Origin of the sequence: Neobacillus sp. CF12, assembly GCF_030348765.1 — a bacterium.
Taxonomy (GTDB): Bacteria; Bacillota; Bacilli; order Bacillales; family Cytobacillaceae; genus Neobacillus.
Map to the genome: position 1 here is coordinate 456256 of NZ_JAUCEU010000007.1, position 25945 is coordinate 482200.

The following is a 25945-nucleotide window of genomic DNA, read 5'->3' on the forward strand; positions in this document are numbered from 1 at the left end:
CTGGATAATATTAACGCAAAGTTATGAAAATTTGGTAAAATGTTAACACGGAAGGGAGTTGGGTTTATGAAGATACTCGTTTTAGGGGGAAGTCGCTTTTTAGGTAGAACATTTGTTGAGGAAGCGCAGATGCAAAACCATGAGGTGACTATATTTAATCGCGGGAATCAAAATGAGGGATTTCAGGATGTTGAAATTCTTACTGGAGACCGATTTGGAGACTTAAACGAACTAAAAAGCCGCTATTGGGATGCGGTGTTGGACACAAGTGGATTCATACCATCTTCGGTTTTAATGTCAACCGATTTATTAAAAGACCGAGTAAAGCATTATACATTTATTTCAAGTATTTCTGTATATCAAGATTGGGTTCAGGAAAATTTCGATGAAAAGTACCCTGTTTACGCAATGTCATTAGAGGAAGCGAATAAGCTTTCTAAAAATAGTAATGGATATGAGTATTATGGGCAATTCAAAGCGTTATGTGAAGTAATTGCTGAGAAAAATTTGCCAGGGCGTGTTTTGAATGTTCGTGCAGGGCAATTAATCGGACCTAACGATTATACGGACCGGATACCCTTTTGGATACATAGAATTGCAGCTGGTGGTAAGGTTCTAGCACCAGGGAATCCGAATAGACCTGTACAGATGATTGATAATCAGGACCTAGCCCAATGGATATTATCAATGATGGCTAGCCAATCAGCGGGAACCTTTAATGCAACCGGGCCTGATTACACCCTGACGATGGGAGAATTTCTCGAGAACTGCAAGAAGGTCACAGGCTCTAATGCAGAAATAGTTTGGTGTGATGAGAAATTTCTACTTGACCAAGGGGTTGCTCCATGGACTGAGATGCCGCTTTGGGTACCTGAAGAGTTTCCACTTGAACCCGAGCTCAATGAGCCATGGAAAGGTGCTTTTTCCGTTAATATTGAAAAAGCTATTGCGAGCGGGCTAACCTTCAGACCTCTGGAGGAAAGTTTAACGGAAATTTATGAATGGGAAAAACAACGTAATCTAGCTTCGGATGAATGGAAATCCGGGATGAGTAGGGATCGTGAAGAAGAATTACTTCAATTATGGTCTCGATCTAATGTGTAAAAGATGTTCGCAGATTATAATTCAATAAACGCAGAAAGAATAGCCCCCTTCTCGGGGGGCTATTCTTTTGTGTATTTTACATTAACTTTCTTTTTTCTTTTAATAGTGCGTTAAATTCACTATCTAATTCCATGTATTTAGGATTTTTTTGGTCAATGAGAGATAATTCACCTAAGATCGTTGCAATTCTATTTTCAATTATCATTAAAGTTTCTTTACTATCAGTAGGTTCAACACTATTTTTATTAAAGTACTCTTCCGGCTTCATTTCCCAACGCTTTATTCTCTGATTATCAAATACAAGCAGTTTATCACAAAGCTTATTTAAGAAATAGTAATCATGCGAAACGGTAATAATCGTACCTGCGAAGTCATTTAGTGTTTTTTCTAACTCTTCTCTACTTGGCAGGTCAAGATGATTGGTCGGTTCATCCAAGATTAGGACATCATAGTCTTTCATTAGCATGTCAACTAACTTCACTCTTGTTCGCTCTCCAAGGCTTAGAGTACCGATTGGCTTGGTAATAAACTGTTCTTTTAGTCCGAGATTAGCAAATAAGGTTCGCGCCTTTAGGATGTTTTCTCGGTCTGTAAACCCTAATGCCTCTAAAGCTGTTTTATCAGCGGGTAAGTTATCAACATCTTGACTTAGGTATGCTGCCTTTAACGATTCACTTTTCCATAGCTCACCCTTAGTAACAGATATTTCACCAAGAATCATTTTAATTAAGGTGGTTTTACCGCAGCCATTATCTCCTAATAAACCGATACGCTCTCCGTGATTGAGATAAAAATGAGAATCACGGAATAGAACTCTATCATTAAACGATTTCGTTAAATGCTTTGCCTCAATAATCCTTTTTCCTCTATTCCCTTTCGTATCAAACTGAAATCTAACTTTCGTCTCTTCTAAAGGTTTGTCGACCTTGTTTTTTTCAAGCTCACTTTGCAGACGTTTCATTTTGGATTTCACTTGAGCATCACGTTTCTTCGCCTTAACGCGATGGTATTCTTTATTTCCATAATCTCTTCCTTGTTTCGTGGAAGTCCTATGAGCTTTCTCGGACCAGGACGATAATTGCTCCATTTGCAATTCAATTTCTTCTTTTTTACGCTGTTGCACCTCATAATGATGCATTTGAGTTTCGTGTCTGTGCTGCTTTTCCTTCTGATAATCACTGTAGTTGCCAGAATAGAAGTTAATCTTAGTATTCTCTATTTCAAAAATACGTGTTACCGTTTTATCTAAAAAATGACGATCGTGAGAAATAATCAACACTGGACCTTTAAATTTTTCCAATTCCTCAATCAACCATTCGATCCCTTTAAAATCAAGATGGTTTGTCGGCTCATCAAGAATTAAAAATCCTGGCTTGGAAGCCCACACCTTGGATAATGCAAGTTTCAACTTCTCGCCGCCACTCAGATGGTTTAAACGATTCTCCTCCCATTCATACACCTTTTTTAGACCCAGTTCACTTGAGTGCTGCAATAAGTCTCCATCAGCAGAAAAGATATCACTGCCTTCATAATCAATCGATTGGGTAAGGTATCCAATCACTAATTCAGGTGATTTTTCAATGTAGCCTTTATCAGGTGAGAGTTTCCCTGTGATTATATTTGCTAATGTGGATTTACCGGTGCCATTGTAGCCGACGAGTCCAATTCTTTCACCATTTTTAATATCAAAGGAAACATCGTCTAAGATTTTTCTTAAATTAAATGTCATTTCTAATCCAGTTACTTTTATAATATTTTTGTTCATAAAAAAACTCCCTTCATTTGAACCTGAAGAGAGTGTTAAGTCACAAAAGTTTACACAATCATAAAAAAGCATATGTTAAATAGGCACAAAAAGGCTTATGTTAACTATGTTTTAATTAGAATTATAAACGTTCAGGGCTTAAAAAAGGATAGACTAATCCTATTCTTCAGGTTCATCATTTTTCGCTATTCGAATAAATGTTCTGAAAAAATAAGATTATAACTTCATTCCTCTTTACCATTCCTTTACGTTTGTTAGTTTTATTGTATTTTACCTCAACCGAGATTGTCAATCATTTCCGAAAAATTAACGTCTGAGTACGGCTTACCTGTCTCGATAGTATGTTTTAAATTGGATAGTGTATACGCTTGCCAATCCTCCAAATTTCTCAAGTCCCACTTTTCTAAGAACAACGTATATAAAAAGATCTCTCTGATTTTTAAAAAGATCGGAATCTGTTGAATGAGCTCTTTGCTGATATTGCGTTGCTCCTTATACCCATTTAAGAAGTTCTCCCAGAAAACTCTGCTGAATTCTTTGTCCTCTGGTGTAAACGAGGAAGCTTGCCAATTGGCATGATAAAAGGAAGCGGCTAAATCATAAGCGAACCAATGATAGGCACAATCATCAAAGTCAAAAATGGTCAACCTTCCTTCGTTGACAACCATATTCCCCTGATGGAAATCATTATGTATAAGTCCGAATAGGTCTGGAGTCAGCGAAAATCTCCCTAACTGATTCAATAGCTGTTTGTACCTTTCTGTTATAGGTTCTGAAGTGATTTTTGGGAGTATATTTAGTAAATCCGGTTGTTGTGCTGTCCAAATTGGACGATGTACCTTTATTTTTCTCCCAGCACTGTGCATCTTCCCCATTTCATTTCCCCAATGATAAAATAGTTCTTTGTTCCATACCTCACGATTGGTAACATCTATGGATGTACCCTTCGCTTTCTCGAATGCCACTACATAATGGTGATTGTCAATTGACTCAACCAACCTCTTATGAACGGATTTTACTGGTAATGATACAGGCAAACCATATTCATATAACTCGCATATAACTGCTAATTCATTAATAATATCTTTTTGCTTTCTTCTACCAGAAGGTGAAACTCTGAAGATTAAATTACCGGAGGAATAGACTTTATTATGAAAGCCATCTTTCATTTCGACAAGTTCACCTTCTATATGGTCGTATAAATGTAAAATAGAATCGGTCAACATTTTTATCTCTCTTTCTAGATAATCACTATTTTAATTTGTTATAAATTTTATCCGCATAACTTTCAAATCGAGAACTTGAAGTGGTTCCTCTTTTTTCAAGTATTCTCTCCATCTCCATCCTTTTTTTTCCTAATTTTGCTTGAAGGCGTTTTTTCTCTTCTTCGTCTGTTGAACTCTCTAACAATTCTTCTATTCTAAAAATTTCTTTTTTTAAATCCTCAGGTGTATAGCCAGAATTTTTTAGGACACGATACGCCATTTTCCATTCTTCAGACATTCCTGGAAAGTCATCTCTTAATTCTAGAGGCTTTCCCATTCCAGGGAGATTATCGAGATCATTCTTCTTTATTGCTTCCTTAATTTTATCTTCAGCAATTTTTGAAAAATTCATTTACATCGCACCCTTCGCTCTACAAGTAAATAGTTTATTTTTCACTAAAATATATGTTATTACCCGGAAAAAAACCACCATGCAAAGCTGCATGGTGGTTTGAATATTATGCTTCTTGTAATTTTTCGCGAAGTACCATTGGAAGGATACCGCCATGACGATAGTAATCAATTTCAACTTCAGAATCGAAGCGAACGAGTACTTCAAATTCCTTCTTGTTACCAGCTTCATCAGTAGCTGTAACTTTTAGTAAATCACGTGGTCTAACGTTTTCATCGACTTGTACATCGATTGTTTCTTTACCAGTTAAGCCAAGTGTTTCAGCACTTTCGCCATCTTTAAATTGAAGTGGAAGAACGCCCATTAACACAAGGTTTGAACGGTGAATACGCTCGAAGCTTTCAGCAAGAACTGTTTTAATGCCAAGAAGGTTGGTACCTTTTGCAGCCCAGTCACGTGAAGAACCCATACCGTAATCTTTACCAGCAAGAACAATTAGTCCAGTACCGTTTTCTTTGTACTTCATGCAAGCATCATAAATTGGTGTCACTTCGCCTGTTGGCCAGTAAGTGGTTACTCCACCTTCAGTGCCTGGAGCGATTTGGTTACGGATACGAATGTTTGCAAATGTTCCTCGCATCATAACTTCGTGGTTACCACGACGAGAACCGTAAGAGTTAAAGTCACGAGGCTGAACACCTTTTTCAAGTAGATACTTACCAGCTGGAGTGTTCTTACCAATTGCTCCTGCAGGTGAAATATGGTCAGTTGTTACAGAATCCCCAAATTTCGCTACTACACGTAGGTTTGTTAATGGTTCCACTGTACCTGGTTCAGGTGATAAACCTTCAAAGAATGGTGGGTTTGCAATATAAGTGGAATCTTCATCCCATGTATATAATGGCTCATTGCTCGTTTTGATTTCGTTCCAACGCTCGTTGTCACCGAACACGTTCGCATATTCTCTGCGGAATAGTTCAGGAGTAACAGTACGTTTAACTACATCATTAACTTCAGCAGTTGATGGCCAAATATCCTTGAAAAATACATCGTTACCATCTTTATCTTTACCGATTGCTTCAGAAGCAAAATCAATGTTCACAGTACCAGCTAATGCATAAGCAACAACTAGTGGTGGTGAAGCAAGGTAGTTACCTTTTACAAGCGGGTGAATACGTCCTTCAAAGTTACGGTTACCTGAGAGTACAGATGTAACTAATAGATCATTTTCAGCGATTGTTTTTTCAATTTCTTCTTTTAATGGACCGGAGTTACCGATACAAGTTGTACAGCCGTAACCAACAAGGTTGAAGCCGATTTCCTCTAGGTATGGAAGTAATCCAGAATCACGAAGATATCCTGTTACCACCTTAGATCCTGGTGCTAAAGATGTTTTAACAAACTTAGGAACTTCCATTCCAAGTTCAACAGCTTTCTTCGCAACAAGACCTGCCCCAACTAGAACGTAAGGGTTAGATGTGTTTGTACAGCTAGTGATAGAAGCAATTGCAACTGCACCAGTTTTAATGGTTGTTTCGTCTCCATTTTGGAAATTAACGACAGCAGACTTTTCAAGCTCATCCGCTTGTAAGCCGAAGCCTTGGTTCCCTTGTGGTGCTGAAACAGCCTTAACGAATTCTTCTTTCATTTTTGAAAGTGGAATTAAATCTTGTGGACGCTTAGGACCTGAAAGATTTGCCTCGATAACGGAAAGATCAATTTCAACCACATTTGTATAAACTGGCTCTAAAGCAGGATCAAAGAATAATCCATTTGCTTTGCAGTATTGTTCAACTACATTGATATGTTCTTCTTCACGGCCAGTTAAACGCATATATGCAAGAGATTCATCATCAATTGGGAAGAATCCACATGTAGCACCATATTCAGGAGCCATGTTCGCAATGGTTGCACGGTCTGCTAATGGAAGTACAGATACTCCAGGACCGAAGAATTCAACAAATTTGCCAACTACACCTTTGCTGCGAAGAACTTGTGTTACTTTTAGAGCTAAGTCTGTTGCAGTAGCACCGTTTGGCAACTCTCCAGTTAACTTAACTCCCACAACTTCAGGTACTGGGAAGTATGAAGGCTGACCAAGCATTCCTGCTTCTGCTTCGATACCGCCAACGCCCCATCCAAGAACGCCTAGGCCATTGATCATGGTTGTATGTGAGTCAGTACCAACTAATGTATCTGGATATGCTTCTAATTCACCATCAGTTGTTTGTGCAACGTGAACAACATCTGCTAAGTACTCAAGGTTAACTTGGTGTACGATACCTGTTGCAGGCGGCACTGCACGATAGTTATTGAATGATTTTTGAGCCCAGCTTAGGAACTGATAACGCTCAGCATTACGTTCAAATTCAAAGTCCATGTTTACTCGTAAAGAGTCTGCAGAACCGTAGGCATCTACCTGTACAGAGTGGTCGATTACAAGGTCAACTGTTTTCTCTGGATTAATTTTATCTGGGTCTCCGCCAAGGTCAGCCATTGCTTTTCTTAAAGATGCAAGGTCAACTACTGCCGGTACACCAGTGAAGTCTTGTAGGATTACACGTGATGGTTTGAATGGAACGTCCACTTCTTTTAGTTCATCCGTACCCCATTTTGCTAAGTTTTCAACGTGCTCTTTCGCGATTACGCGGCCATCATATTGGCGAAGCACAGATTCAAGTAATACTTTTACGGAATATGGCAATTTAGATACCTTGCCAAGACCAGCCTCTTCAAGTGCACTTAAGCGGTAATAGTGGTAGCGTTTACCGTTTACTTCAAAGGAAGTACGTGCGTTAAATACGTCATTTTTCACCATTGTAAAGCCCCCTCATTCGTCAACATTAACTAAAATAAACGAAAAGTTGAAAAGTTTGAATATTCCTATCCATCTCTACTTTTCTCACAATTCTAATCTTAATACAACCTTCTACATAAGTAAATAACAAGAAAGTTATTGTGCTTGATAAGTTTTCCTTATGTTTTTTATGTAAAATGTTCGAAATATTTTGAAAAATATTATAAGAACGTATGACTGAATTATCATAAAGATTAGAATTGCGTATGTATTTATTATCTCAAAAAACTTTTTTGTTGTCATTTATTTTACCTTAAAAGGAAATATTAACACTATCAGTGAGAATTCTACAGAATTCTCGGGTAGGAGGTGAATGGTATGCAAAGAAGAAAGTCCAACCATGTAATCCCTGGGGCGAATGCTGCTAAAGGTCAGGGTCAAGGTGCAGGTTTTAATGAAGAAATGGCGAACGAACCTTTAACAATAAAAGAAAAAATGAACAACAAAAAGCGAAAAAAGAATCAGTAATGCAGTAAAAAGCAGGAGCCTTTCCCCTGCTTTTTTACCATATTTTTATTCAGGAAGATTTACTTCAGCTACTATACTCTGCAAGTCCTGTTGAAAACGCTCAAGCTGTGCACGCTGGTGTTCAGTAGCAACTTCAAGTGCATTTTCAATTTGCTGGTATGCTTCGTTTACTTCTTCTTTTAAATGCTTCAATTGATGACCGTAACTCGCACTATCGCTAATAATGGTTGCAGCGAGTCCCTGGGCTTCTTCGTAACCCTGCTGAGCAGCTTGAAAAGCCTGCTGTTTATCCTTATTGTATGGATATTGTTGCATTGACTGTCTCACTCCCCTCATGTTTCTATAACGTTAAATTGCACAGCACCATAACAAATTATTCAGCATAAAAACTCTTCAGCATTACATCCTAACAATATAGGAGGGATGAAAAAATGGTGAACAAAAACGACGGCAAGGATATGAGAAGAAATCAACCGAAGACATCTGGTCAGCCTGAGCCATTAAGCGGATCTAAAAAAGTAAAGAATCGCAACCATACACGCCAAAAACACAACTCGCACCATGACATGTAGAAAAGCTGTAGGTTCCTGCTTATCGGTCTATGACCCGAATGGCACCTGTAGCTGGACAATGCTCAAAAAGATATAAAGAAACTAATCTTACTGGGACCATAGAAATAGTTCTAACCCCCTCTAGACCGAAGAGGGGGTTAGATTTATAATTGGATTAAGACTTGAAGTAAAAGCTTTTCTTCTTCCTCTGTAACAGTTCTTAAGTCGATGATAAATTCATCCTTTTGAATTCGTCCAACAATTGCTGGTTTGTATTCTGTTCTTAACGTTTTCCCAACCTGTTCGGCAGTAAGTGTATGATGTTTTAACGAAATGACCATAGTTGGGAGTCCGACATCCGGCATCGTTCCTCCTCCTACTTGACTTGTGCCAGGGAAAATTTTCGCCTGAAAATTATCTGAACCTTGTAACAAGTTTGTAACAAACCTCGTTGATCTTACGTCTAATTCATCAGTAGAAACTAATAAATCACGGATTGTGGGAATATTTTGGACACCGTTTTCCCCACGAGCGTAATCAATTAGTGTACCTTCTAGCGCAGCCAAGGTCATTTTATCGACTCGAACCACTCGAGCTAATTGATGTTTTTTTAACGTATCAATAATCTTCTTTTTTCCGGCAATAATCCCAGCTTGAGGTCCACCCAACAATTTGTCCCCACTAAAGGAGACAATATCCGCACCCATTTCGATGACCTCTTTCACTACGGGTTCATCACCAATACCATGTTTTCTAAAGTCAAAAAGGGCGCCGCTGCCAAGGTCTTCATAAAAAATAACATTTTCGGTCCTGTTTGTTAGCTCAATGAGTTCTTCTGTTTCAACGGATTTTGTAAATCCAATTACTTTAAAATTACTTGTATGTACTTTCATGATAATCGCCGTTTCAGAATTGAGGGCTTTTTCATAATCATATAAATGAGTTTTATTTGTTGTACCGACTTCGACTAATTTCGCTCCACTTTCTTCCATGATCGAGGAAATACGGAATGAGCCGCCAATTTCTACTAACTGACCTCTCGAAACAATCACTTCTTTATTTTCTGCAAGCGCTCTTAAAACCAGATAAACTCCCGCAGCATTATTATTAACAACCATTGCAGCCTCTGCTCCTGTGATTTCTTTAAGGAGATCTTCTACATGGCTGTGCCTTGAACCACGTTCACCTTCATGTAACTTATATTCTAGGTTTGAGTAGTTTTGTGCTGTCTCTACCACATGAAGGATGGCATTGTCACTTAATCTCGCTCTTCCAAGGTTGGTATGAAGGATGGTCCCAGTGGCATTTATAACTTTTTCGATGGTATACGAAAATTGTTTCTTAATCGTTATACCTAAAAGTTGAAAAACTTCATCAATAAACTGATTCGTACCTGGAGTTGAACCCTGCCAGTCTCCAGTTAAAATTTGTGATCTAATTTGGTCGACCGCTTCCTTTAACTTGTTGGTCAGTTGAGTCACATCTAGATGATTCTCCCTAAGGAGAGTATTAAACTGTTCATGATTTTGCAGTTCATGTACAGCTGGAATTGAACGTAACCATTCTTTCACTACCAAAACTCCTTTACTATTCCTACTTAGTCCTATTATATCATTTCACCTTTTAATTTCGCATGAATAAAATAAACCGAGCAAGGGGGATTGTTATGAAATCCAAAAAAAATATTCAGCCGATTGATTTTGACCTTGTGGAAAAGTGGTTGGAAAACTACTGCCTCGATCCCTTAACGACACAAGATGACTTGACACAATTTCGAATTGACTTATACGAAACAGATCAAGAATGGATTGTTGAGGCGTTACTTAACGAATATACCAGTTCTGAAATTAAAGTCTTTATAGAAGATAAGAAGTTGGTTATTACTGCGGATAAATCTTCCACACCGACTAATCAACAAAAAAGAATTCGGACTATTCAGTTCCCCTTTCAGGTTATTAATCAAAAAGTAACAGTAAATTATATTAATGGAATATTAGAGGTTCTGATTTCGAAGTCTGAAAAAGGTCTAGGTAAAAATTGCTATATTACACTGCCTTAAGGTTTTCTTATGGCAAAATCTTTTGTATATGAGTTAACATAATATGATTATAGAAAACAATAGACCCTCATACCTAATTAGATATGAGGGTCATTTTTATTTTTCTGAAATTTTGTTAATAATATCTTCGGTGTCAGGGAACACACCTGTATCTAGTTTGGAATAAATCTTCTCCCCATTGACGGTTACTTCAAATGCTCCACCTGAGACAGGAATTAACTCCATTTTTCCAATCTTTCGGTTAAAGTGTGTAAACAGTTCTTCCGCGAAACTCGCGGCTTTTGGTGCGTAGTTTCATTGCATGCAAAATTCAACAGTTATTTGATAAATGTTCATTTTACTCCTCCATTACAACTGGTAGTAATTTTCTACATCGCTATAGTAAAAACATTTTATCGTACGAATATATACCTATGCAAATCTTTTGCTTCTATAGTATGTGCGATTTTGACTAGAAACAGTTATACTAATGAATGGAGGTGGAACTATTGAGTGAGCAAGAGAAAATTCGCCTAACCTCTTTATCAACGAAAGCTGGTTGAGGCTGTAAAATTGGTCCTGAAGACCTGGCGCAAGTTTTGCGTCTATTACCTAAGCAAGAACCTGTTCCAGAATTATTAGTTGGACATGAAACCTCAGATGATGCGGGTGTTTATCAGTTAACGGACTCGATTGCCCTCATTCAAACGGTTGATTACTTTACCCCCATTGTGGATGATCCATATATGTTTGGACAAATTACCGCTGCTAATGCATTAAGCGATGTTTATGCCATGGGCGGCGAACCGAAAACAGTTCTAAATATTGTTGGTTATCCAATAAAGAAACTTGGCGCTGAAATGCTTTCGGATATTCTTCGCGGTGCAGCAGATAAAGTAAAAGAAGCTGGAGCATTAACGGTAGGAGGTCATTCTATTGATGACCAAGAGCCGAAATTTGGCCTTTCTGTTACGGGTATTGTTCATCCAGATAAGGTTTGGAAGAATGTTGGTTCAAAACCTGGTGATGTATTGGTGTTAACGAAGCCGATTGGTGTAGGAATTATCACTACGGGCATTAAACGCAGTGTTGTTACCCCTCTACAAGAACAAATTGTTACGGAAACAATGGCTGAGTTAAACAAAACGGCTGCAGAATGGTTAACATATTATCATCCTCACGCTGTTACGGACGTAACGGGATTTGGATTGTTGGGACATAGCAGTGAGATGGCACGAGGAAGTAATGTCAGTTTTGAAATCTTCTACTCGAAGGTTCCAATCCTTGAAGGTGCACTGGAGTTAGCGAGAGATGGCGTTGTTCCAGGTGGGTCAAAATCTAATCATAAATGGATCCTTAACGAAGTCGACTATGAGGATCTATCCCTTGAGGAACAATTAGTATTATGTGATGCCATCACTTCTGGTGGACTTCTAGTTTCCATTAGTGAAGAAGAAGCTGTCAAATATGTGGACAACTTGCATTCAGTTGGAAAGCACCATGCTGCTATTGTTGGCAGAGTTACCGAGAAGAAAGAAAAATTAATTTATGCGAAAAGATAACAGCGTGGCATGAGCTACGCTGTTTTTTTGCTTAAACAGGATGTGTGCTTTGCAGAACCGTACAGTTTTTACAATAAAGCGTACAGTTTTTACAATAAACCGTACAGTTCATACAAAAAAGCGTACAGTTTTTACAATAAACCGTACAGTTCATACAAAAAAGCGTACAGGTTCTACAAATAACCGTACAGTTCATACAAATTGATTTAGTTAGTAAAATTTGAAATAAAAAAGATGACCGAATAAATATCAGGTCATCTTTAAAAAATTATTAGATTCCGCTTGCTTTGGTTTTGTTCACGGTCAATTTATTTGTTAGTTTATTAATCATATCCTGCGTCATCTTCGCCAAGTCATATTCGAATTTAAAGCCCCACTCTTCTTCTGCGGCTATTGCATCAATGGAATTTGGCCAACTATCGGCAATTCTTTGACGAACAGGGTCAACATTATAGGTTAATTCAAATCCAGGTATATGTTTCTTAATTTCATTGGCAATTCCTTCTGGATCAAAGCTCATTGCTGTCACATTGAAAGAATTACGGTGTTTAAGCTTGCATGGGTCTGCCTCCATCAAATCGATAATCGCATTGAGCGCATCTGGCATATACATCATATCCATGTAGGTACCTTTATCAATATAAGAAGCATACTTGCCATTTTTAATGGCCTCATAGTAAATTTCAACTGCGTAATCTGTAGTTCCACCACCAGGCAGTGCAACATGTGAAATTAAGCCAGGGAATCTTAGTCCTCTAGTGTCGACTCCGAATTTATGAAAATAATAATCGCCTAAAAGCTCTCCAGCTACCTTGTTCACTCCATACATCGTCGTGGGACGCATAATCGTGTCCTGTGGTGTACTTTCCTTTGGAGTTGAAGGTCCGAATGCACCGATTGAACTTGGTGTAAAAAATTGAGCCTCAAGATCCCGTGCTGTCTCCAATGCATTCATCAAGCCGCCCATATTTAAATTCCATGCTAACACTGGCCTAGCCTCAGCAGTGGCAGATAATAATGCGGCTAAGTGCATAACGGTATCGACTTTATATTTTTTTGCCACTTCACCCATTTTGTTTAAGTCTGTTACATCAACAATTTCGAAGGGGCCTCCCTGTGCTGCTTCACTGTCATTCTTTTTAATATCAGTAGCAATTACATTATCCGTACCATACGTTTCCCGTAATTTAAGCGTAAGTTCAGAACCGATTTGCCCTAAAGCACCTGTTATTAATATCCGCTTCATTCTTCTCCGTCCTCTTCACTTATGTCATATATTCATGCCCATTAAAGGGTTTCTAAAATTAAATAATGCCCATTTCCTTCCCGACTTTCTCATATATAGCAATGGCTTGATCAAGCATTTCTTTCGTATGTGCGGCTGTTGGCATATTGCGGACACGTCCTGTTCCTTGAGGAACCGTAGGGAATACAATCGCTTTTGCATATACTCCCTCTTCATTCAGACGCTTGCTGAATTGCTGTGTTAATGCTTCATCGCCAATAATACATGGTGTAATCGGAGTTTCTGAATTTCCAATATTAAAACCTAATTCCTTTAAACCTTTTTTGAGGTAATCGCCATTTTCCCAGAGCTTTTTGTTAAGTTCGTTGCTTTCCATCAAAATTTCAATGGATCTTTTGCTGGCTGCCACATCTGCTGGTGTTAAAGATGTTGAGAAAAGGAATGGACGACTGCGGACTTTTAACCAATCAATTAAATTCTTTTTCCCTGCCACATAGCCCCCTACAACGCCAATCGCCTTAGAGAGAGTTCCAATTTGAAAGTCAATTTTATCTGATAATCCAAAATGCTTTACAGTACCCGCACCTTCACCTAGGACACCAGAGCCATGGGCATCATCTACATATGTAATGAGGTCGAATTCTTCAGCAATTTTTACGATTTCTGGTAATAATGCAATGTCTCCATCCATGGAGAATACTCCATCGGTAATGACCATAATTTTGTTGTATTGTCCAGACTCTTTCGCTTCTTTCGCTTTTGCCCGTAAATCTTCCATATCTGAATGATTGACACGGATAATCTTTGCTTTCGATAACCGGCAGCCATCAATTATAGATGCATGGTTTAATTCGTCGGATAAAATTGCATCATTTTTATCCATAACGGCTGAAATAGCTGCCATATTACAATTGAAACCAGATTGATAAGCAATTGCTGCTTCTGTGTGTTTGAACTCTGCTAACTTCTCTTCTAGTTCAACGTGAAGCTTTAATGTTCCGTTAATCGTACGAACAGCTCCAGCTCCGACACCGTAAGTTTCAATGGCCTCAGATGCTGCTTGCTTCAAACGTTCGTCTGTTGCTAATCCTAAATAGTTATTAGAAGAAAGATTGACTAATTGTTTACCATTTATTGTAATCATGGGACCATTTGGACTTTCTAATGGATCGATGACATTATATAGACCCTTACCTTTTAAATCTTCAAGGTTTTCATTTAAAAATTGTTCCAAAATTGTACTGGACACATAAATTCCCCCTTATTGTCGCTTTTAGAAAAACATTTGTCCGTCTCAGACGGACAGTTAAAAGGTCGATAAAGACCAGTGTAAAAGGATTTCTGTAATATACTTTATCACATTTTTTCCGAAATGTTCATACCTAGAGGACATTCTTTAAAATTTTTTTCGTTTTTAGGTTATCCAATTCGAAATCAGGTTATTTTTTAAATCAAGTAAAAAAGGTATAATGGGGAACAGGTCTGATTCACCCCAGAAAGGATGTAACACGTGGAAACTATTTCATCACTTATCTATACAATTATCGTTGGCAGTATTTTTATCTTTATTTTTATTTTTCTTTATGATTGGCTTTTTGGTGAGAAGCAAGAAAAACAAATTCGAAAAATTCATAAATATTTCCATAAGGATCAGGTTCAAAAAGTAGAAATGCTTGAACACCAGCCAAAAAAGTTCACCATGTATAAGGTGAAAACTGAATCAGAAACAAAACGAGTGAAAATAAAGCCAGGCTATAAAGTAATTAACATAGTAAAGAAAAAAGAACCTTCCCGTTAATGGGATAGGTTCTTTTCATTATTATTTCACTGATAATCTGCTTAGTTTTGCAGAATTTTGGTTTACTTTTTCCAATGCGTCTTGATATTCACCTTCTAAGCGTTTGATAATATCCGCAGTGGATTCAATTTTATCTATTGCCCCGACACCATGTCCTGCGGACCAGATATCACGCCAGGCTTTTGCAGCCGAATTTGCCTGCAAACCATCAAAATCAACTTTCTCTTTTTTCACTAATTGTGCTGGATCTAAGCCTTCCTTAATAATACTTGGAATAAGCATATTTGCCTTTACTCCAGAGAATGCATCAGTTAGGATGATATCCTCCTGTGTTGATTGGACAAGCATTTCACGGTACTCATCATTTGCCATACTTTCTGTTGCAACGATAAATCTTGTTCCCATATAAGCCAGATCTGCCCCTGCTGCCTGAGCGGCTAATATCCCTTTTCCTGTCGAGATACCGCCTGCAAGGATAATTATCCCTTCCCAGAAAGTGCGAACCATATCAACAAACGCGAAGCTATTAATTTGTCCAGCGTGTCCTCCAGCACCACTTGATACTAAAATCAAACCGTCAACACCTGTTTGGGCCGCTTTACGAGCAAATTTTAAATCGCTTACATCAGAAAATACTAATCCACCATATTCATGAACAATTTCAACCACATGTTTTGGGCTGCCTAGAGATGTGATAACCAATTGCGGTTTGTGTTTTTTTATTAATGCTATTTCATCTTGAAGACGGCTATAGGTACTATGTACAACCATATTCATGGCCCATGGTGCAATCTTTCGATCTGGATCTGCAATCCTAGCTTCTGCTAATTCTTCGTTTAACTGACCCATCCATTGATCGAGTACCTCGATTGGTCTTGCATTTGGGGCTGGAAATGAACCGATTACCCCATTTAAACAGCAATTTTTAACTAGTTCTGGACCTGACACCAAAAACATCGGTGCTGAAATAACAGGCAGCCTCATCTGGTTCCACCAATTTTCAGGAATTGATTTTTGCATAGTCGACTCTCCTTAGGTTTGGAATTTTCTGAATAAACTTCCTATTATTATAGTAACGGAAAATGAATGGTTATTCAATCATGGAGTGACACCTTTTAGAATAAAGAATAAAGCGCTTTCATTACACGAACAATGGACCAAAAAAAAAACCTATCGTTCGCCTTTTGATAAAAAAACCATTGCCATCCTTTTTCACCATGTTATAATGAGATTAATTTTATAAGGTTTCACTCGTATAATCGCAGGGATATGGCCTGCAAGTTTCTACCGGATTGCCGTTAACAATCCGACTATGAGTGGGTAATGTTTACGGCGCTATTTTGCGTCCATACATTTGGTTATTAAGCCCAAATGTCATTGCCTCACTCAATTTGTTTGATGTGAGCAGTGGCGTTTGGGCTTTTTATTTATTCATAGGGGGATTATCACATGAGATTACTAGAAGAAAAGATAAAAAAGGATGGCAGAGTCCTTAATGACAATGTATTGAAGGTTGATTCGTTTTTAAATCACCAAATTGACCCACAATTAATGAATGAAATTGGCAAAGAGTTTACCCAGCGATTTGCTAATGAAGGTATTACGAAAATTGTTACGATTGAATCTTCAGGAATTGCCCCTGCTGTGATGGCTGGATTACATATGAATGTTCCAGTTATCTTTGCTCGAAAAAGAAAATCAGTGACCTTAACGGATGACCTTCTGAGTGCAAGTGTTCATTCTTTTACAAAAAATGAAACAAATGAACTCGCGATTGCAAGGAAATATTTAAACGAAAACGATAAGATCCTAATTATCGATGACTTCCTTGCTAACGGTCAGGCTGCTCTCGCCTTGGTAGATATGGTAAATCAGGCGAACGCTGAGGTTGCTGGCATTGGGATTGTTATTGAAAAATCATTTCAACCAGGTGCAGATAAATTGAAAGAGCAAGGATTACGAGTTGAATCATTAGCAAGAATCGCCTCTCTATCAAATGGAGAAGTAAATTTTAAAATGGAGAAAATGGAGGAATTAGTCTAATGAAACAACATCCGTTCAAAATCGCCTCTTTAGGTATTCAACATGTATTAGCGATGTATGCAGGAGCTGTAATCGTCCCTCTTATCGTCGGTGGGGCTTTGAATCTTACTGGAGAACAGTTAACCTATTTGGTCTCAATTGATATTTTAATGTGTGGGATTGCTACCATTCTACAAGTTTGGCAGAATCGCTTTTTCGGAATTGGTTTACCAATTGTTTTAGGATGTACATTTACTGCGGTTGGGCCAATGATTGCCATTGGCGGAGAATACGGTATTTCAGCTATTTACGGTTCGATTCTAATCTCTGGTTTAATTGTGGTCCTTATTGCTAGTTTCTTTAGTAAATTAATTAAATTCTTCCCGCCTGTTGTGACTGGTTCGGTTGTTACGATTATAGGTATTACCCTAATTCCAGTTGCGATGAATAATATCGCTGGCGGACAAGGTAGTCCTGATTTTGGAAGTCTTTCAAATATCAGTTTAGCTTTTGGAACTTTATTATTTATCATTCTTCTCTATCGTTTTACAAAAGGATTTATTCGTTCTGTTGCAATTCTCCTTGGTCTAGCGGGTGGAACAATTGCGGCAGCATTAATGGGTAAGGTAAACTTTGCAGCAGTTGGTGATGCCTCTTGGTTTCATATGGTAAAGCCTTTTTATTTCGGTACGCCAACCTTTGAATGGACACCGATTATTACAATGACTCTTGTAGCGATTGTTAGTTTAGTAGAATCTACGGGTGTCTACTTTGCTTTAAGTGATATCACTGGAAGAAAGCTTAAGGAAAGTGATTTAGCTAAAGGATATCGTGCAGAAGGACTTGCGATTATGTTAGGTGCTCTGTTCAATGCATTCCCGTATACTACCTACTCACAAAATGTTGGACTACTACAGCTTTCAGGTGTCAAAACGAAAAATGTCATTTATACAATGGGTACAATGTTAATCGTTTTAGGATTCGTTCCTAAAATCGGTGCTCTAACAACGGTCATTCCTACCCCTGTTTTAGGTGGAGCAATGGTTGCCATGTTCGGAATGGTTATTGCCTATGGAATTAAAATGTTAAGTAAAGTAGAATTTGCTTCTCAGGAAAATCTTTTAATCATCGCTTGTTCTGTGGGAATGGGTCTTGGTGTAACAGCTGTTCCGGACCTTTTTGCTCAACTCCCAGAAAGCGTAAAAATCTTAACCAATAACGGAATTGTTGCTGGAAGCTTGACTGCGATTTTCTTAAATATTGTGTTTAATGTTGCGAATCCCGCTAAGCAAAAACAAGCTCAAAAAACTTGCAGTCAAAGTGTTGCTTAATTGAAATAATAAAGCTGCCTAAGTTCAAAATGAACTTGGCAGCTTTTTCATTATCATTCATTGAGTCCCGTTCTTATGACACTAAAATCTACCTTTATATTTACTTTAGCATTCTTATACATTTTGTACCATTTTTCATCCGTAAGGTTTGAGTGACGAACAGCGCTTCTATACGTATCTCCTAGGCCAAACACATCTGAATCTTTAGATTGACAATAAGCTATGAGTTTTTCAATGTCCTTTTTCATGCTCTTCTCTATTTCGGTTTCAATCAACTTCATATTTTGTGGATTACCAATATCAATCGAACTCGTTACTTCAAGTAATCTAGCGCTAAGTTTTATATCAATATCAAATTCGGGTTTATCTTTGTTTATCAGCTTGATGTCACTACCGCTCTCTATTGAATCTAGAGCTGCGACCGTTTTGTGAGTTCTTTCATTTCCTTCAGTCAAACTTGGGGAATCACTTTCTATCAAAACATCCTTACTCCCAGACTTATATTTATCATTTATTAATCCTAAATAAAAACTTTGATCCGTATTAATTTTTCCCACTAACTTAGCGCCTTTAAACATGGCAACACCTGAAAAAAGAATACCCTCTTTACCGTTTTTACTTATAATAGGCATGACTGGCTCTTTTCCTACTGTGTAATGGGTATGTAAAACCTCTTGCAATGTTGAAGAAGGCATCGTTTTCGCTTTTGTATTTTGTTCCATGAACCTGAAAATATGTATTCCAATATCAGGAATATGCTCAAGTTTTAGATGTAACAAATCCTTTGCCTTACCGTCAGTCATGGCTAAGAATGTCATATCACTAATGATAGGATCACTGGTTAATGTACTAGCTATCTTTGTTTTACCTTGTTTTAGCAGTTCTTCTCCGTATATGATCACTCGCAGCTGCCCCGAGGTTAATCTCCTAGAGGTTTTTTTATTGGCATTGGTAATAACTCCCCTAATCGTTAGGGACTCTGATTCCACAATAACAACATCTTTGGGTGCTTCAGGATCAATTTTTAACTCAACCAAAGTTCCTAAAATGGATCCCTCTTTTCCTAAGTCATATCCAACTGTTGTAATGAGACCTAATCTGTCGAGTACTTTAGGTTCAGCACAGCCACAAAGCAGTAAAATGGATAAGGAAATACAAAACCATCCTTTTTTCTTCATTTCATTTTCTCCTTATAGGCATTCAACATCTTCTTTAGTAGAGCGAAAGCATATAAAACGAGTGGATAACAAAACGTAAAATAGAAAGCTACACTAGCAAAGAAATTGTTAAAACGATTGATTTTTACCCGTGTATTAATAAATAGACTCATAACAAAAATACATGTTGTAAAAACCAACAAAACACCTATCTTATTAATTCCAAAAGTGCGTTTAACCCCCCGTACAGCGGCCCACAAATAGAGCATTAGATTGGGGAGAATGATAAGCAGCCAAAAAGTTACTGCAACATACTCAGTTCTTTCTATAAATGGGAGCTTAACAATTTTGAATAGAGAAAGAGTTGGCCAAATGGTACTTTCCAATTGCCCGGGACTAAAATAGACAAGTGCTACTAGCATAAGGATTAAATATACGAACGTGGTTACAGCGATTCCTATATGAGCATATTTTTGAAGCTTATCCTTCTTTTCCATAAAAGGATAAATAACATAAAGGATTTCGAAACCTACTATTGTAAGAGTCATTTTATGAGCTCCCTTTAAAATGGAACCAAAATTGGATTCCATCACGGGGAGCAGTTGATCAAAGTCCGCAAAACGTAGAGGATAGCCAATGAATCCAAACATCCAAAGGGAAAGCGCTACGCTAAAAAAACAAACTCCAACGATCATTCGAATCCCGCCTGTCACCGCATAAATGACTAATAGCAGGATGGACAATGAAAACAACCAGACAGGGACAGTTGGGAAAACCCATGTTTGCAGGACCTCTATATAGTTTTTAAGAATGATCAAAAATATCCATAAGCAATAGAAGATATATATACTATTAAATACCTTTCCTAGCCATTTTCCATATACATCATGGTGTACTCCATAAATGTCGGTAGAGCCGTATAACTGTAAAGTTTTAATCATAATAAAAACCACAATATGAGTGGCAAAACCTGCGATCAAAACCGAAATCCAAGCGTCCTGCTTCGCTTCCATAAAGATAATACGTTGAAATCCCTGTATCCCAATTCCCACTTGGATAGCATGAATAATAAAAATTAACAAAAAGGTACTTAACAAAAATGGTGGTTTTGGTTGGTATTGAACCTTCATACGTTCACCTGCTACCTAAGGTCAATTTTTTTCTTTAGCTTTTTCAGGGTCATATTTGTTTTCGTTTCCTGGTCTTGTTAGGTCTGGTCTTTTATAAGTGAATGATAATGGCAGTCGGATGATACTGTCCTTCCAGTCTGCAAAACGAGGAGGATAAAATGGTGCTAAATAAGGACTTCCTAGGCTCGATTGCCGTAACAGGTGCAGTAGTAAAAAGCAGAAACCGTACATAATTCCGTATAACCCCCAAAATCCAGCCAATATAATGAGAGGAAATCGCAATAGCCTAATGACGTTGCCCATTGAATAACTCGGTGTTACAAATGATCCAAGAGCAGCTAAGGCAATGATGATAATGAGAATGTTGCTAGTAAACCCTGCGTCTACTGCTGCTGTCCCAATTACGATACCTCCGACAATACCCATTGTTTGCCCCACTTTGGTAGGCAATCTTGCTCCTGCTTCTCGTAATAATTCCAGAAAAAATTCTAATAATAATGCTTCAATTATGGGTGGAAATGGTACCCTTGCCCTTGATTCGCTAAGGGTTATAAGCAAAGTTTGCGGAATGACTTCATAATGAAAGGTGATACAAGCAACATAAATTGCGGTAAGGAATACGGAAAAAAATAAAGCGATAAGTCTTAATAATCGGTAGAATGTTCCAATTTGCCAATTAACATTACTATCTTCCATAGCTTGAAAAAATTCCATGAAAGTGTGAGGGCAAATGATAGCCAATGAACTGCCATCAACCAATATCGCCAGTTTCCCCTTTAATAGCAAATCACAAACTCGATCCGGACGTTCTGTTAACGACATTAACGGGAAAATGGATAAAGATTTATCTTCTATAAGTTGTATAAGTACTGAACTATCAAGAATTCCATCTATTTTTATTCCATCGATTCTTTGTCTTAACGTGTTAACCATTTGTTCAGAGGCAATACCATTGATATATAGAATGGAACCAGATTTATTCGTGCGGCTCCCTAGCACAAAATCTTCAACACATAAATCCGGATCTTTTATGTAATTTCGGATAAGGGATATATTCGTCATTAGGCTTTCATTAAAGGCTATTTGAGGACCAATAACGTGAGATTCATTCTCCGCAAATGTTAATGAACGTCCAACTCTGGAAGGGATTTTTGCTAAAAGGACGGAGGCTTCTCCTTCCAAATAAATGATTACATTTCCGTCTAGAGCTCCTTTAACTGCCTTTTCCATCTGATGCGACTTTTCTATCTCACCAATTGATAATTGCTCCATAACGTTTTGAATGGAATCGAAGGATAGGTCTTTTATCGGATCAATAATATTCTCGTGATACATGGTTTTATCGATTAATGTACCAATAGAGAATATGGTGATCCCTGAACTGCCTATTTCATTCTCTAAGATGTCTGCACTATGCTGCAGTCTTTTTTTGAATTCAGATGACATTTTTTCTCTTGTATCTGGAATAGGATCCTGGTTTTTAGTTGGTAAATTTCCTTTCGGGAAAAACAGCTTCTTTTTAAAGAACAAATCCAGCACCCTCTATCGTTAAAAAGATTCGCTTACGTATTATTTACTATTAAAACCTCTTTATACCACTTCATTTCTGGGGACAAAAAAATAAAGCGAAGCTAATATTAGCAACGCTTAGGAAATTTCATTATTGGCTCAGTTTCGGTGTCCATTTCAGAATCCGGACTTGTGTTACTTTCTCCAGAACCAGAATTTGTTTTTGTAATGGAGATGGGTGAAATATAAATGGCTCCGCCAAAGTTAACAATACCGCCAGAGATCGTTCCAATTGAAACATTATTATGATTCGTGACCAAAGTAACCCCTCCTTGGTGTTACTACTATGTTATGTAATCATTAGGTTAGGGTTCATAACAAACGAACAAAATGAAAGAGCCTTCAGCAGTCAGGCTCTTTTGGCTTTTTTCGTATTGGTTTCTAAAAAAACGACTTAAACAGTTCTTGGTGATCGTTGCATTCCTTGCAAATATATTCGATTTCCAATGGATCTTCTCTCACCATATGTACAGTTTCTCTGCTGCAGTTTTCACAAAATCTAACTTCTTGTATTTGCTCCATGAAATCAGCACCTCATTTTTCTTAGATCATATTAAATAGTATGTCCAAGAATATCATGCCTTTTTCATTTATTTCTATTCAATTTCTCAATGATCAAATCCTAACTCACTTTACCTGATGAAGGTTTTCCTTTTCTATTTTTAATAGCTGTTCCTTCATATCCAACCCGCCGCGAAATCCTGTAAGTTTACCGTTCTTCCCAATCACTCGATGACACGGTACAGTTAATAGGACAGGATTCGCCCCTATTGCCGTACCAACAGCACGGACAGCAGATGGCCTTTGGATTGCATTTGCAATATCGGAATATGTCCATGTTTCTCCGTAAGGAATTTTACAAAGTGCATTCCAAACCTCTGTCTGAAAATCTGTTCCTATTAATTCTTGAGGAATGGTAAAAGAATTACGTACACCCTGGAAGAATTCTTTAAACTCAGCAACATAGGGCTGCATGTTGTTATCATCTTGAACCAATGGACATCCTGGATAATGTTTGTTTACCCAAACCTCCATTTCCTCAAAGGGTTTATCCTGCGAACCAACGTAACAGAGACCTTTAGAAGTTGCTGCCATATATAGTTTCCAATTATCATAAACCAACTGCGTCCAATATAGTGTAGGTTTCATCTTAATCCCCTCCATCTCAATCTATGTTATAACTTTATTATATCATTGAAAAGAGGTAGATTTTAATGGAAGAAAACGATGATAATATAAAATTGCTTTTACCGAAGGAATTCAACTTTGAGGAAAATATAAATTACCTAGCGAGAAGTAGTAACGAGTGTCTTTTCCACATCGAAAAGAATCGTGTTTTCAAGGCCATTCCAATTGGAGCAGAAACATTCATTATTGAAGTGTTTTCTGAAGATGATAACTATTTAATCATTCGGTTTTTGGGAGAGGGAAAACCGACTAGCAAAATAACTCGTGAAGAAGTATCACGGTATGTTCGTGAGTGGTTTGATTTAGACCGGGATATACGTCCCTTTTATTCCATGGCAAACGAGGATCCCCTGCTTGGTCCGGCTGTGGATTCCTTTTATGGACTTCGTATCATTGGAATTCCTGATTTATTTGAAGCGCTGTGCTGGGGCATCTTGGGACAGCAAATTAACTTAACTTTTGCTTACACTTTAAAAAGGCGTTTAGTCGAAAAATTTGGCCGGAGTGTCGAACATGAGGGTATCACTTATTGGATATTCCCTTCACCGGAGGATATTGCGGAATTACCTGTTGAAGAATTAGAAAGCTTGCGCATGACGAAAAAGAAATCCGAATATCTCATTGGCGTTGCTCAACTAATGGTTGAAGAAAAATTAACAAGAGAAAAGTTATTATATTTAAGTAATCATAAGGATGCCGAGAAAATGTTGGTCAAAATTCGAGGTATTGGTCCGTGGACAGCCAATTATGTTTTAATGCGTTGTCTTAGATACCCCACCGCTTTTCCGATTGATGATGTAGGTTTGCATAATGCGATTAAACATCAATTAGGTAAAGAAATAAAACCCTCCAAAGAGGAAATCATGAAGTTGGCAGTGAATTGGAAAAGTTGGGAATCCTATGCAACTTTCTATATGTGGAGATTCCTTTACTAAAAACGAATAGATTTACATTTGGAGAAAAAACTAGGAGAAACGATTTTACTAAGGAGCAACTATCTAATGAAGACCATAAAGCCAATTAAGATTACCTCTAGACTTACGGATCAACCATATGAAAAATTAACATCAGCTGAATTGGGTAAACTTTGGGCTGTCTATATGGGGAATACCATGTCTAAATGTGTTCTTAGTTATTATCTCCAGCATGTAAATGACAAAGACATTAAAGAAATCCTAAAAAACGCTTTAAATATCAGTAACGATTTTTTAAAAGACATAAAATCTATATTTCAAAGCGAGAATTTCCCCATTCCTATTGGCTTTACGGAAGATGACGTTAATTTAGGAGCACCTAGATTATTTGCAGATGAATTTTATCTTCATTATTTGAAATACGCTGCTAAGGCAGGATTAAGTCTCTACTCCACTGCTATTCCATTAATGCTTAGAAAAGATGTGAGGGATTTTATCCTTAAGTGTAATCAATTAACCACAGATTTGTTAGTAACCCTTAATAATACATTAAAAGAAAAAGGGTATTTAACGAGACCACCTGTAATTCCGATTCCGGAAAAGGTTGAATTCGTACAAAAGGAAAGTTACTTTAATGGTTTCCTAGGCCATGTCCGTCCTCTACATGGTCTGGAGATAGCTCATTTATACGATAATATGGAAAATAACTCCACAAGCAAAGTGTTATTAATTGGCTTTGGCCAGGTAGCGAAAACGGAAAAGGTTAGAGACTTTATGCATCGCGGAAAAGAAATTACCATGAAACATATTGAAGCATGTAGACATCAATTAAACAATGAAGATTTACCTGCACACCCATTGTTAGATGACTTAGTAGAAAACTCAACATTTGCTCCATTTTCAGATAAATTGATGATGTTTCATAAGATTGATATGTTCAGCATGAAAATCAGGTCATATGCGAATGCTTTGTCCCTTAACGGGCGGCATGATATAGGTGCAATGTATAGCAAATTTTTATTGGATATAGGGCTTTATGTTCAAGATGGTGCCAAGATATTTATTGATGAGGGATGGATGGAACAACCGCCTCAAGCAGTTGACCGTGATGCCATGTCTTCCAATAAATAACATAAATAAAAGAATGAGCTGCCTGCCCATTCTTTTTTATGTTATTTTTCCCAAAGTTCTATCCGTCTTCCCTCTGGATCTGCAATCCAAGTAAAGGTGCCGAACTCACTCTTCTCAGGTTCCTTAAGTAAAGGAATCCCGTGTTTCTGGAGGTGTTTTAAACATTCATTCATATCTTCAACCTGAAAGTTCAACATCACCTGCTGCTCCATTGGAAAATAATCACTATCTTCTTTAAAAAGTGAAAAGATGGTGTCATTTCCTTCTTTAGAAGGAAAGATGGTTCCATTCCATTCGGTATCCAAAGGTATCCCTAATACCTCTTTATACCATTTTCTTAGTTCAATGATATTACTAGACCTCCAAAAGACTCCACCAAAACCTATTACATTCATACACTCACCTCAAATTTCATCTTAGCTATTATTTCTATTTTCAACCTCTTTAATCCTTTATATATTTGTTGTTTTTCATTTTGGATTTTCTAAGTTTGGAAT

26 protein-coding genes and 1 riboswitch are annotated in these 25945 nt (G+C 37.6%); of the genes, 10 read left to right on the forward strand and 16 right to left on the reverse strand.

The annotated features are described in order from the left end of the window. The first annotated feature begins 66 nt into the window (after positions 1–66). The gene (locus QUG14_RS02375) at positions 67–1104 is read left to right on the forward strand and encodes an NAD-dependent epimerase/dehydratase family protein (RefSeq protein ID WP_289338928.1); all 1038 of its coding nucleotides are present in this window, start codon (positions 67–69) and stop codon (positions 1102–1104) included. A gap of 76 nt (positions 1105–1180) precedes the next feature. Here the strand turns inward: QUG14_RS02375 and abc-f are convergent, their stop codons facing one another. The 4 genes from abc-f to acnA form a co-directional block, all read right to left on the reverse strand. Then, positions 1181–2869 carry a ribosomal protection-like ABC-F family protein gene (gene abc-f, locus QUG14_RS02380; RefSeq protein ID WP_289338929.1) on the reverse strand — a complete coding sequence of 563 codons (1689 nt, stop codon included), beginning with the start codon at positions 2867–2869 and terminating at the stop codon, positions 1181–1183. A 275-nt stretch (positions 2870–3144) separates the two neighbouring features. After that, on the reverse strand, positions 3145–4095 hold the full coding sequence (locus QUG14_RS02385; RefSeq protein WP_289338930.1) for a phosphotransferase enzyme family protein: 951 nt from the start codon (positions 4093–4095) through the stop codon (positions 3145–3147). Between the two features lie 25 nt (positions 4096–4120). Beyond that, positions 4121–4486, reverse strand: a complete 366-nt coding sequence (locus QUG14_RS02390) for a DnaJ family domain-containing protein (RefSeq protein ID WP_289338931.1) — start codon at positions 4484–4486, stop codon at positions 4121–4123. Between the two features lie 106 nt (positions 4487–4592). Beyond that, positions 4593–7304 carry an aconitate hydratase AcnA gene (acnA, locus tag QUG14_RS02395; protein ID WP_289338932.1) on the reverse strand — a complete coding sequence of 904 codons (2712 nt, stop codon included), beginning with the start codon at positions 7302–7304 and terminating at the stop codon, positions 4593–4595. Between the two features lie 357 nt (positions 7305–7661). Here acnA and sspO point away from each other — a divergent pair, with 357 nt between their 5' ends. Beyond that, a complete protein-coding gene (gene sspO / locus QUG14_RS02400; RefSeq protein WP_045521763.1) occupies positions 7662–7811 on the forward strand; it encodes a small acid-soluble spore protein O in 150 nt (49 codons plus the stop codon). A gap of 45 nt (positions 7812–7856) precedes the next feature. On the opposite strand, the gene QUG14_RS02405 is transcribed toward sspO, so the two are convergent. Beyond that, positions 7857–8126 carry a hypothetical protein gene (locus QUG14_RS02405; RefSeq protein WP_289338933.1) on the reverse strand — a complete coding sequence of 90 codons (270 nt, stop codon included), beginning with the start codon at positions 8124–8126 and terminating at the stop codon, positions 7857–7859. Positions 8127–8242: 116 nt separating this feature from the next. Here QUG14_RS02405 and QUG14_RS02410 point away from each other — a divergent pair, with 116 nt between their 5' ends. Beyond that, positions 8243–8383 carry a small acid-soluble spore protein P gene (locus tag QUG14_RS02410; protein WP_165903014.1) on the forward strand — a complete coding sequence of 47 codons (141 nt, stop codon included), beginning with the start codon at positions 8243–8245 and terminating at the stop codon, positions 8381–8383. Between the two features lie 143 nt (positions 8384–8526). On the opposite strand, the gene selA is transcribed toward QUG14_RS02410, so the two are convergent. Then, positions 8527–9933 (reverse strand): L-seryl-tRNA(Sec) selenium transferase, encoded by a 1407-nt coding sequence (gene selA / locus QUG14_RS02415; RefSeq protein WP_289338934.1) that lies wholly within the window; start codon positions 9931–9933, stop codon positions 8527–8529. 95 nt (positions 9934–10028) lie between these two features. Between selA and QUG14_RS02420 the strand changes: the two genes are divergently transcribed. Next, on the forward strand, positions 10029–10421 hold the full coding sequence (locus tag QUG14_RS02420) for an Hsp20/alpha crystallin family protein (RefSeq protein ID WP_289338935.1): 393 nt from the start codon (positions 10029–10031) through the stop codon (positions 10419–10421). A 96-nt stretch (positions 10422–10517) separates the two neighbouring features. Here the strand turns inward: QUG14_RS02420 and QUG14_RS02425 are convergent, their stop codons facing one another. Further along, positions 10518–10757 carry an Rdx family protein gene (locus QUG14_RS02425; protein ID WP_353961056.1) on the reverse strand — a complete coding sequence of 80 codons (240 nt, stop codon included), beginning with the start codon at positions 10755–10757 and terminating at the stop codon, positions 10518–10520. Between the two features lie 137 nt (positions 10758–10894). On the opposite strand from QUG14_RS02425, the gene selD reads away from it, so the two are divergent. Continuing rightward, positions 10895–11962, forward strand: coding sequence for a selenide, water dikinase SelD (selD, locus tag QUG14_RS02430; RefSeq protein ID WP_289338936.1), 1068 nt, complete (start codon positions 10895–10897; stop codon positions 11960–11962). Between the two features lie 271 nt (positions 11963–12233). Here selD and QUG14_RS02435 read toward each other — a convergent pair whose 3' ends face one another. Both QUG14_RS02435 and QUG14_RS02440 read right to left on the reverse strand, forming a co-directional pair. Beyond that, a complete protein-coding gene (locus QUG14_RS02435) occupies positions 12234–13208 on the reverse strand; it encodes an L-threonine 3-dehydrogenase (protein ID WP_289338937.1) in 975 nt (324 codons plus the stop codon). A gap of 58 nt (positions 13209–13266) precedes the next feature. After that, the gene (locus QUG14_RS02440; RefSeq protein ID WP_289338938.1) at positions 13267–14457 is read right to left on the reverse strand and encodes a glycine C-acetyltransferase; all 1191 of its coding nucleotides are present in this window, start codon (positions 14455–14457) and stop codon (positions 13267–13269) included. A gap of 261 nt (positions 14458–14718) precedes the next feature. Between QUG14_RS02440 and QUG14_RS02445 the strand changes: the two genes are divergently transcribed. Continuing rightward, a complete protein-coding gene (locus tag QUG14_RS02445) occupies positions 14719–15006 on the forward strand; it encodes a hypothetical protein (RefSeq protein WP_289338939.1) in 288 nt (95 codons plus the stop codon). Between the two features lie 21 nt (positions 15007–15027). Here QUG14_RS02445 and QUG14_RS02450 read toward each other — a convergent pair whose 3' ends face one another. Next, positions 15028–16026 carry an NAD(P)H-dependent flavin oxidoreductase gene (locus tag QUG14_RS02450; RefSeq protein ID WP_289338940.1) on the reverse strand — a complete coding sequence of 333 codons (999 nt, stop codon included), beginning with the start codon at positions 16024–16026 and terminating at the stop codon, positions 15028–15030. A gap of 211 nt (positions 16027–16237) precedes the next feature. Next, positions 16238–16339, forward strand: a riboswitch (purine riboswitch). 116 nt (positions 16340–16455) lie between these two features. On the opposite strand from QUG14_RS02450, the gene QUG14_RS02455 reads away from it, so the two are divergent. Continuing rightward, on the forward strand, positions 16456–17049 hold the full coding sequence (locus tag QUG14_RS02455) for a xanthine phosphoribosyltransferase (RefSeq protein WP_289338941.1): 594 nt from the start codon (positions 16456–16458) through the stop codon (positions 17047–17049). After that, positions 17049–18359, forward strand: coding sequence for a nucleobase:cation symporter-2 family protein (locus QUG14_RS02460; RefSeq protein WP_289338942.1), 1311 nt, complete (start codon positions 17049–17051; stop codon positions 18357–18359). The genes QUG14_RS02455 and QUG14_RS02460 overlap by 1 nt, the downstream gene beginning before the upstream one ends. 53 nt (positions 18360–18412) lie before the next feature. Here QUG14_RS02460 and QUG14_RS02465 read toward each other — a convergent pair whose 3' ends face one another. The 5 genes from QUG14_RS02465 to QUG14_RS02485 all read right to left on the reverse strand — a co-directional run bounded on the left by QUG14_RS02465 (position 18413) and on the right by QUG14_RS02485 (position 23364). Continuing rightward, positions 18413–19537, reverse strand: a complete 1125-nt coding sequence (locus tag QUG14_RS02465; protein WP_289338943.1) for a Ger(x)C family spore germination protein — start codon at positions 19535–19537, stop codon at positions 18413–18415. After that, the gene (locus QUG14_RS02470; RefSeq protein WP_289338946.1) at positions 19534–20646 is read right to left on the reverse strand and encodes a GerAB/ArcD/ProY family transporter; all 1113 of its coding nucleotides are present in this window, start codon (positions 20644–20646) and stop codon (positions 19534–19536) included. Before QUG14_RS02470 ends, QUG14_RS02465 begins: the two co-directional genes overlap by 4 nt. Positions 20647–20667: 21 nt before the next feature. Further along, positions 20668–22176, reverse strand: a complete 1509-nt coding sequence (locus QUG14_RS02475) for a spore germination protein (protein ID WP_289338947.1) — start codon at positions 22174–22176, stop codon at positions 20668–20670. Between the two features lie 107 nt (positions 22177–22283). After that, positions 22284–22475 carry a spore germination protein gene (locus QUG14_RS02480; RefSeq protein WP_289338948.1) on the reverse strand — a complete coding sequence of 64 codons (192 nt, stop codon included), beginning with the start codon at positions 22473–22475 and terminating at the stop codon, positions 22284–22286. A 367-nt stretch (positions 22476–22842) separates the two neighbouring features. Continuing rightward, positions 22843–23364, reverse strand: a complete 522-nt coding sequence (locus QUG14_RS02485) for a methylated-DNA--[protein]-cysteine S-methyltransferase (RefSeq protein ID WP_289338951.1) — start codon at positions 23362–23364, stop codon at positions 22843–22845. A 65-nt stretch (positions 23365–23429) separates the two neighbouring features. On the opposite strand from QUG14_RS02485, the gene QUG14_RS02490 reads away from it, so the two are divergent. Further along, positions 23430–24338 (forward strand): DNA-3-methyladenine glycosylase family protein, encoded by a 909-nt coding sequence (locus tag QUG14_RS02490; protein WP_289338968.1) that lies wholly within the window; start codon positions 23430–23432, stop codon positions 24336–24338. A 66-nt stretch (positions 24339–24404) separates the two neighbouring features. Continuing rightward, the gene (locus QUG14_RS02495; protein WP_289338969.1) at positions 24405–25448 is read left to right on the forward strand and encodes a DUF3231 family protein; all 1044 of its coding nucleotides are present in this window, start codon (positions 24405–24407) and stop codon (positions 25446–25448) included. A 41-nt stretch (positions 25449–25489) separates the two neighbouring features. On the opposite strand, the gene QUG14_RS02500 is transcribed toward QUG14_RS02495, so the two are convergent. Next, positions 25490–25843 (reverse strand): VOC family protein, encoded by a 354-nt coding sequence (locus tag QUG14_RS02500; RefSeq protein ID WP_289338970.1) that lies wholly within the window; start codon positions 25841–25843, stop codon positions 25490–25492. Positions 25844–25945: the final 102 nt, after the last annotated feature.

Bases quoted from the DNA above. Each gene is read 5' to 3' on its own strand.
- QUG14_RS02500 (WP_289338970.1), bottom strand. From the start codon at position 25,843: ATGAATGTAATAGGTTTTGGTGGAGTCTTTTGGAGGTCTAGTAATATC.
- sspO (WP_045521763.1), top strand. From the start codon at position 7,662: ATGCAAAGAAGAAAGTCCAACCATGTAATCCCTGGGGCGAATGCTGCT.
- acnA (WP_289338932.1), bottom strand. From the start codon at position 7,304: ATGGTGAAAAATGACGTATTTAACGCACGTACTTCCTTTGAAGTAAAC.
- QUG14_RS02490 (WP_289338968.1), top strand. From the start codon at position 23,430: ATGGAAGAAAACGATGATAATATAAAATTGCTTTTACCGAAGGAATTC.
- QUG14_RS02470 (WP_289338946.1), bottom strand. From the start codon at position 20,646: ATGAAGGTTCAATACCAACCAAAACCACCATTTTTGTTAAGTACCTTT.
- QUG14_RS02465 (WP_289338943.1), bottom strand. From the start codon at position 19,537: ATGAAGAAAAAAGGATGGTTTTGTATTTCCTTATCCATTTTACTGCTT.
- QUG14_RS02405 (WP_289338933.1), bottom strand. From the start codon at position 8,126: ATGCAACAATATCCATACAATAAGGATAAACAGCAGGCTTTTCAAGCT.
- QUG14_RS02435 (WP_289338937.1), bottom strand. From the start codon at position 13,208: ATGAAGCGGATATTAATAACAGGTGCTTTAGGGCAAATCGGTTCTGAA.
- QUG14_RS02455 (WP_289338941.1), top strand. From the start codon at position 16,456: ATGAGATTACTAGAAGAAAAGATAAAAAAGGATGGCAGAGTCCTTAAT.
- QUG14_RS02485 (WP_289338951.1), bottom strand. From the start codon at position 23,364: ATGAAACCTACACTATATTGGACGCAGTTGGTTTATGATAATTGGAAA.
- QUG14_RS02390 (WP_289338931.1), bottom strand. From the start codon at position 4,486: ATGAATTTTTCAAAAATTGCTGAAGATAAAATTAAGGAAGCAATAAAG.
- abc-f (WP_289338929.1), bottom strand. From the start codon at position 2,869: ATGAACAAAAATATTATAAAAGTAACTGGATTAGAAATGACATTTAAT.
- QUG14_RS02410 (WP_165903014.1), top strand. From the start codon at position 8,243: ATGGTGAACAAAAACGACGGCAAGGATATGAGAAGAAATCAACCGAAG.
- QUG14_RS02375 (WP_289338928.1), top strand. From the start codon at position 67: ATGAAGATACTCGTTTTAGGGGGAAGTCGCTTTTTAGGTAGAACATTT.
- QUG14_RS02385 (WP_289338930.1), bottom strand. From the start codon at position 4,095: ATGTTGACCGATTCTATTTTACATTTATACGACCATATAGAAGGTGAA.
- QUG14_RS02420 (WP_289338935.1), top strand. From the start codon at position 10,029: ATGAAATCCAAAAAAAATATTCAGCCGATTGATTTTGACCTTGTGGAA.
- QUG14_RS02460 (WP_289338942.1), top strand. From the start codon at position 17,049: ATGAAACAACATCCGTTCAAAATCGCCTCTTTAGGTATTCAACATGTA.
- QUG14_RS02495 (WP_289338969.1), top strand. From the start codon at position 24,405: ATGAAGACCATAAAGCCAATTAAGATTACCTCTAGACTTACGGATCAA.
- QUG14_RS02450 (WP_289338940.1), bottom strand. From the start codon at position 16,026: ATGCAAAAATCAATTCCTGAAAATTGGTGGAACCAGATGAGGCTGCCT.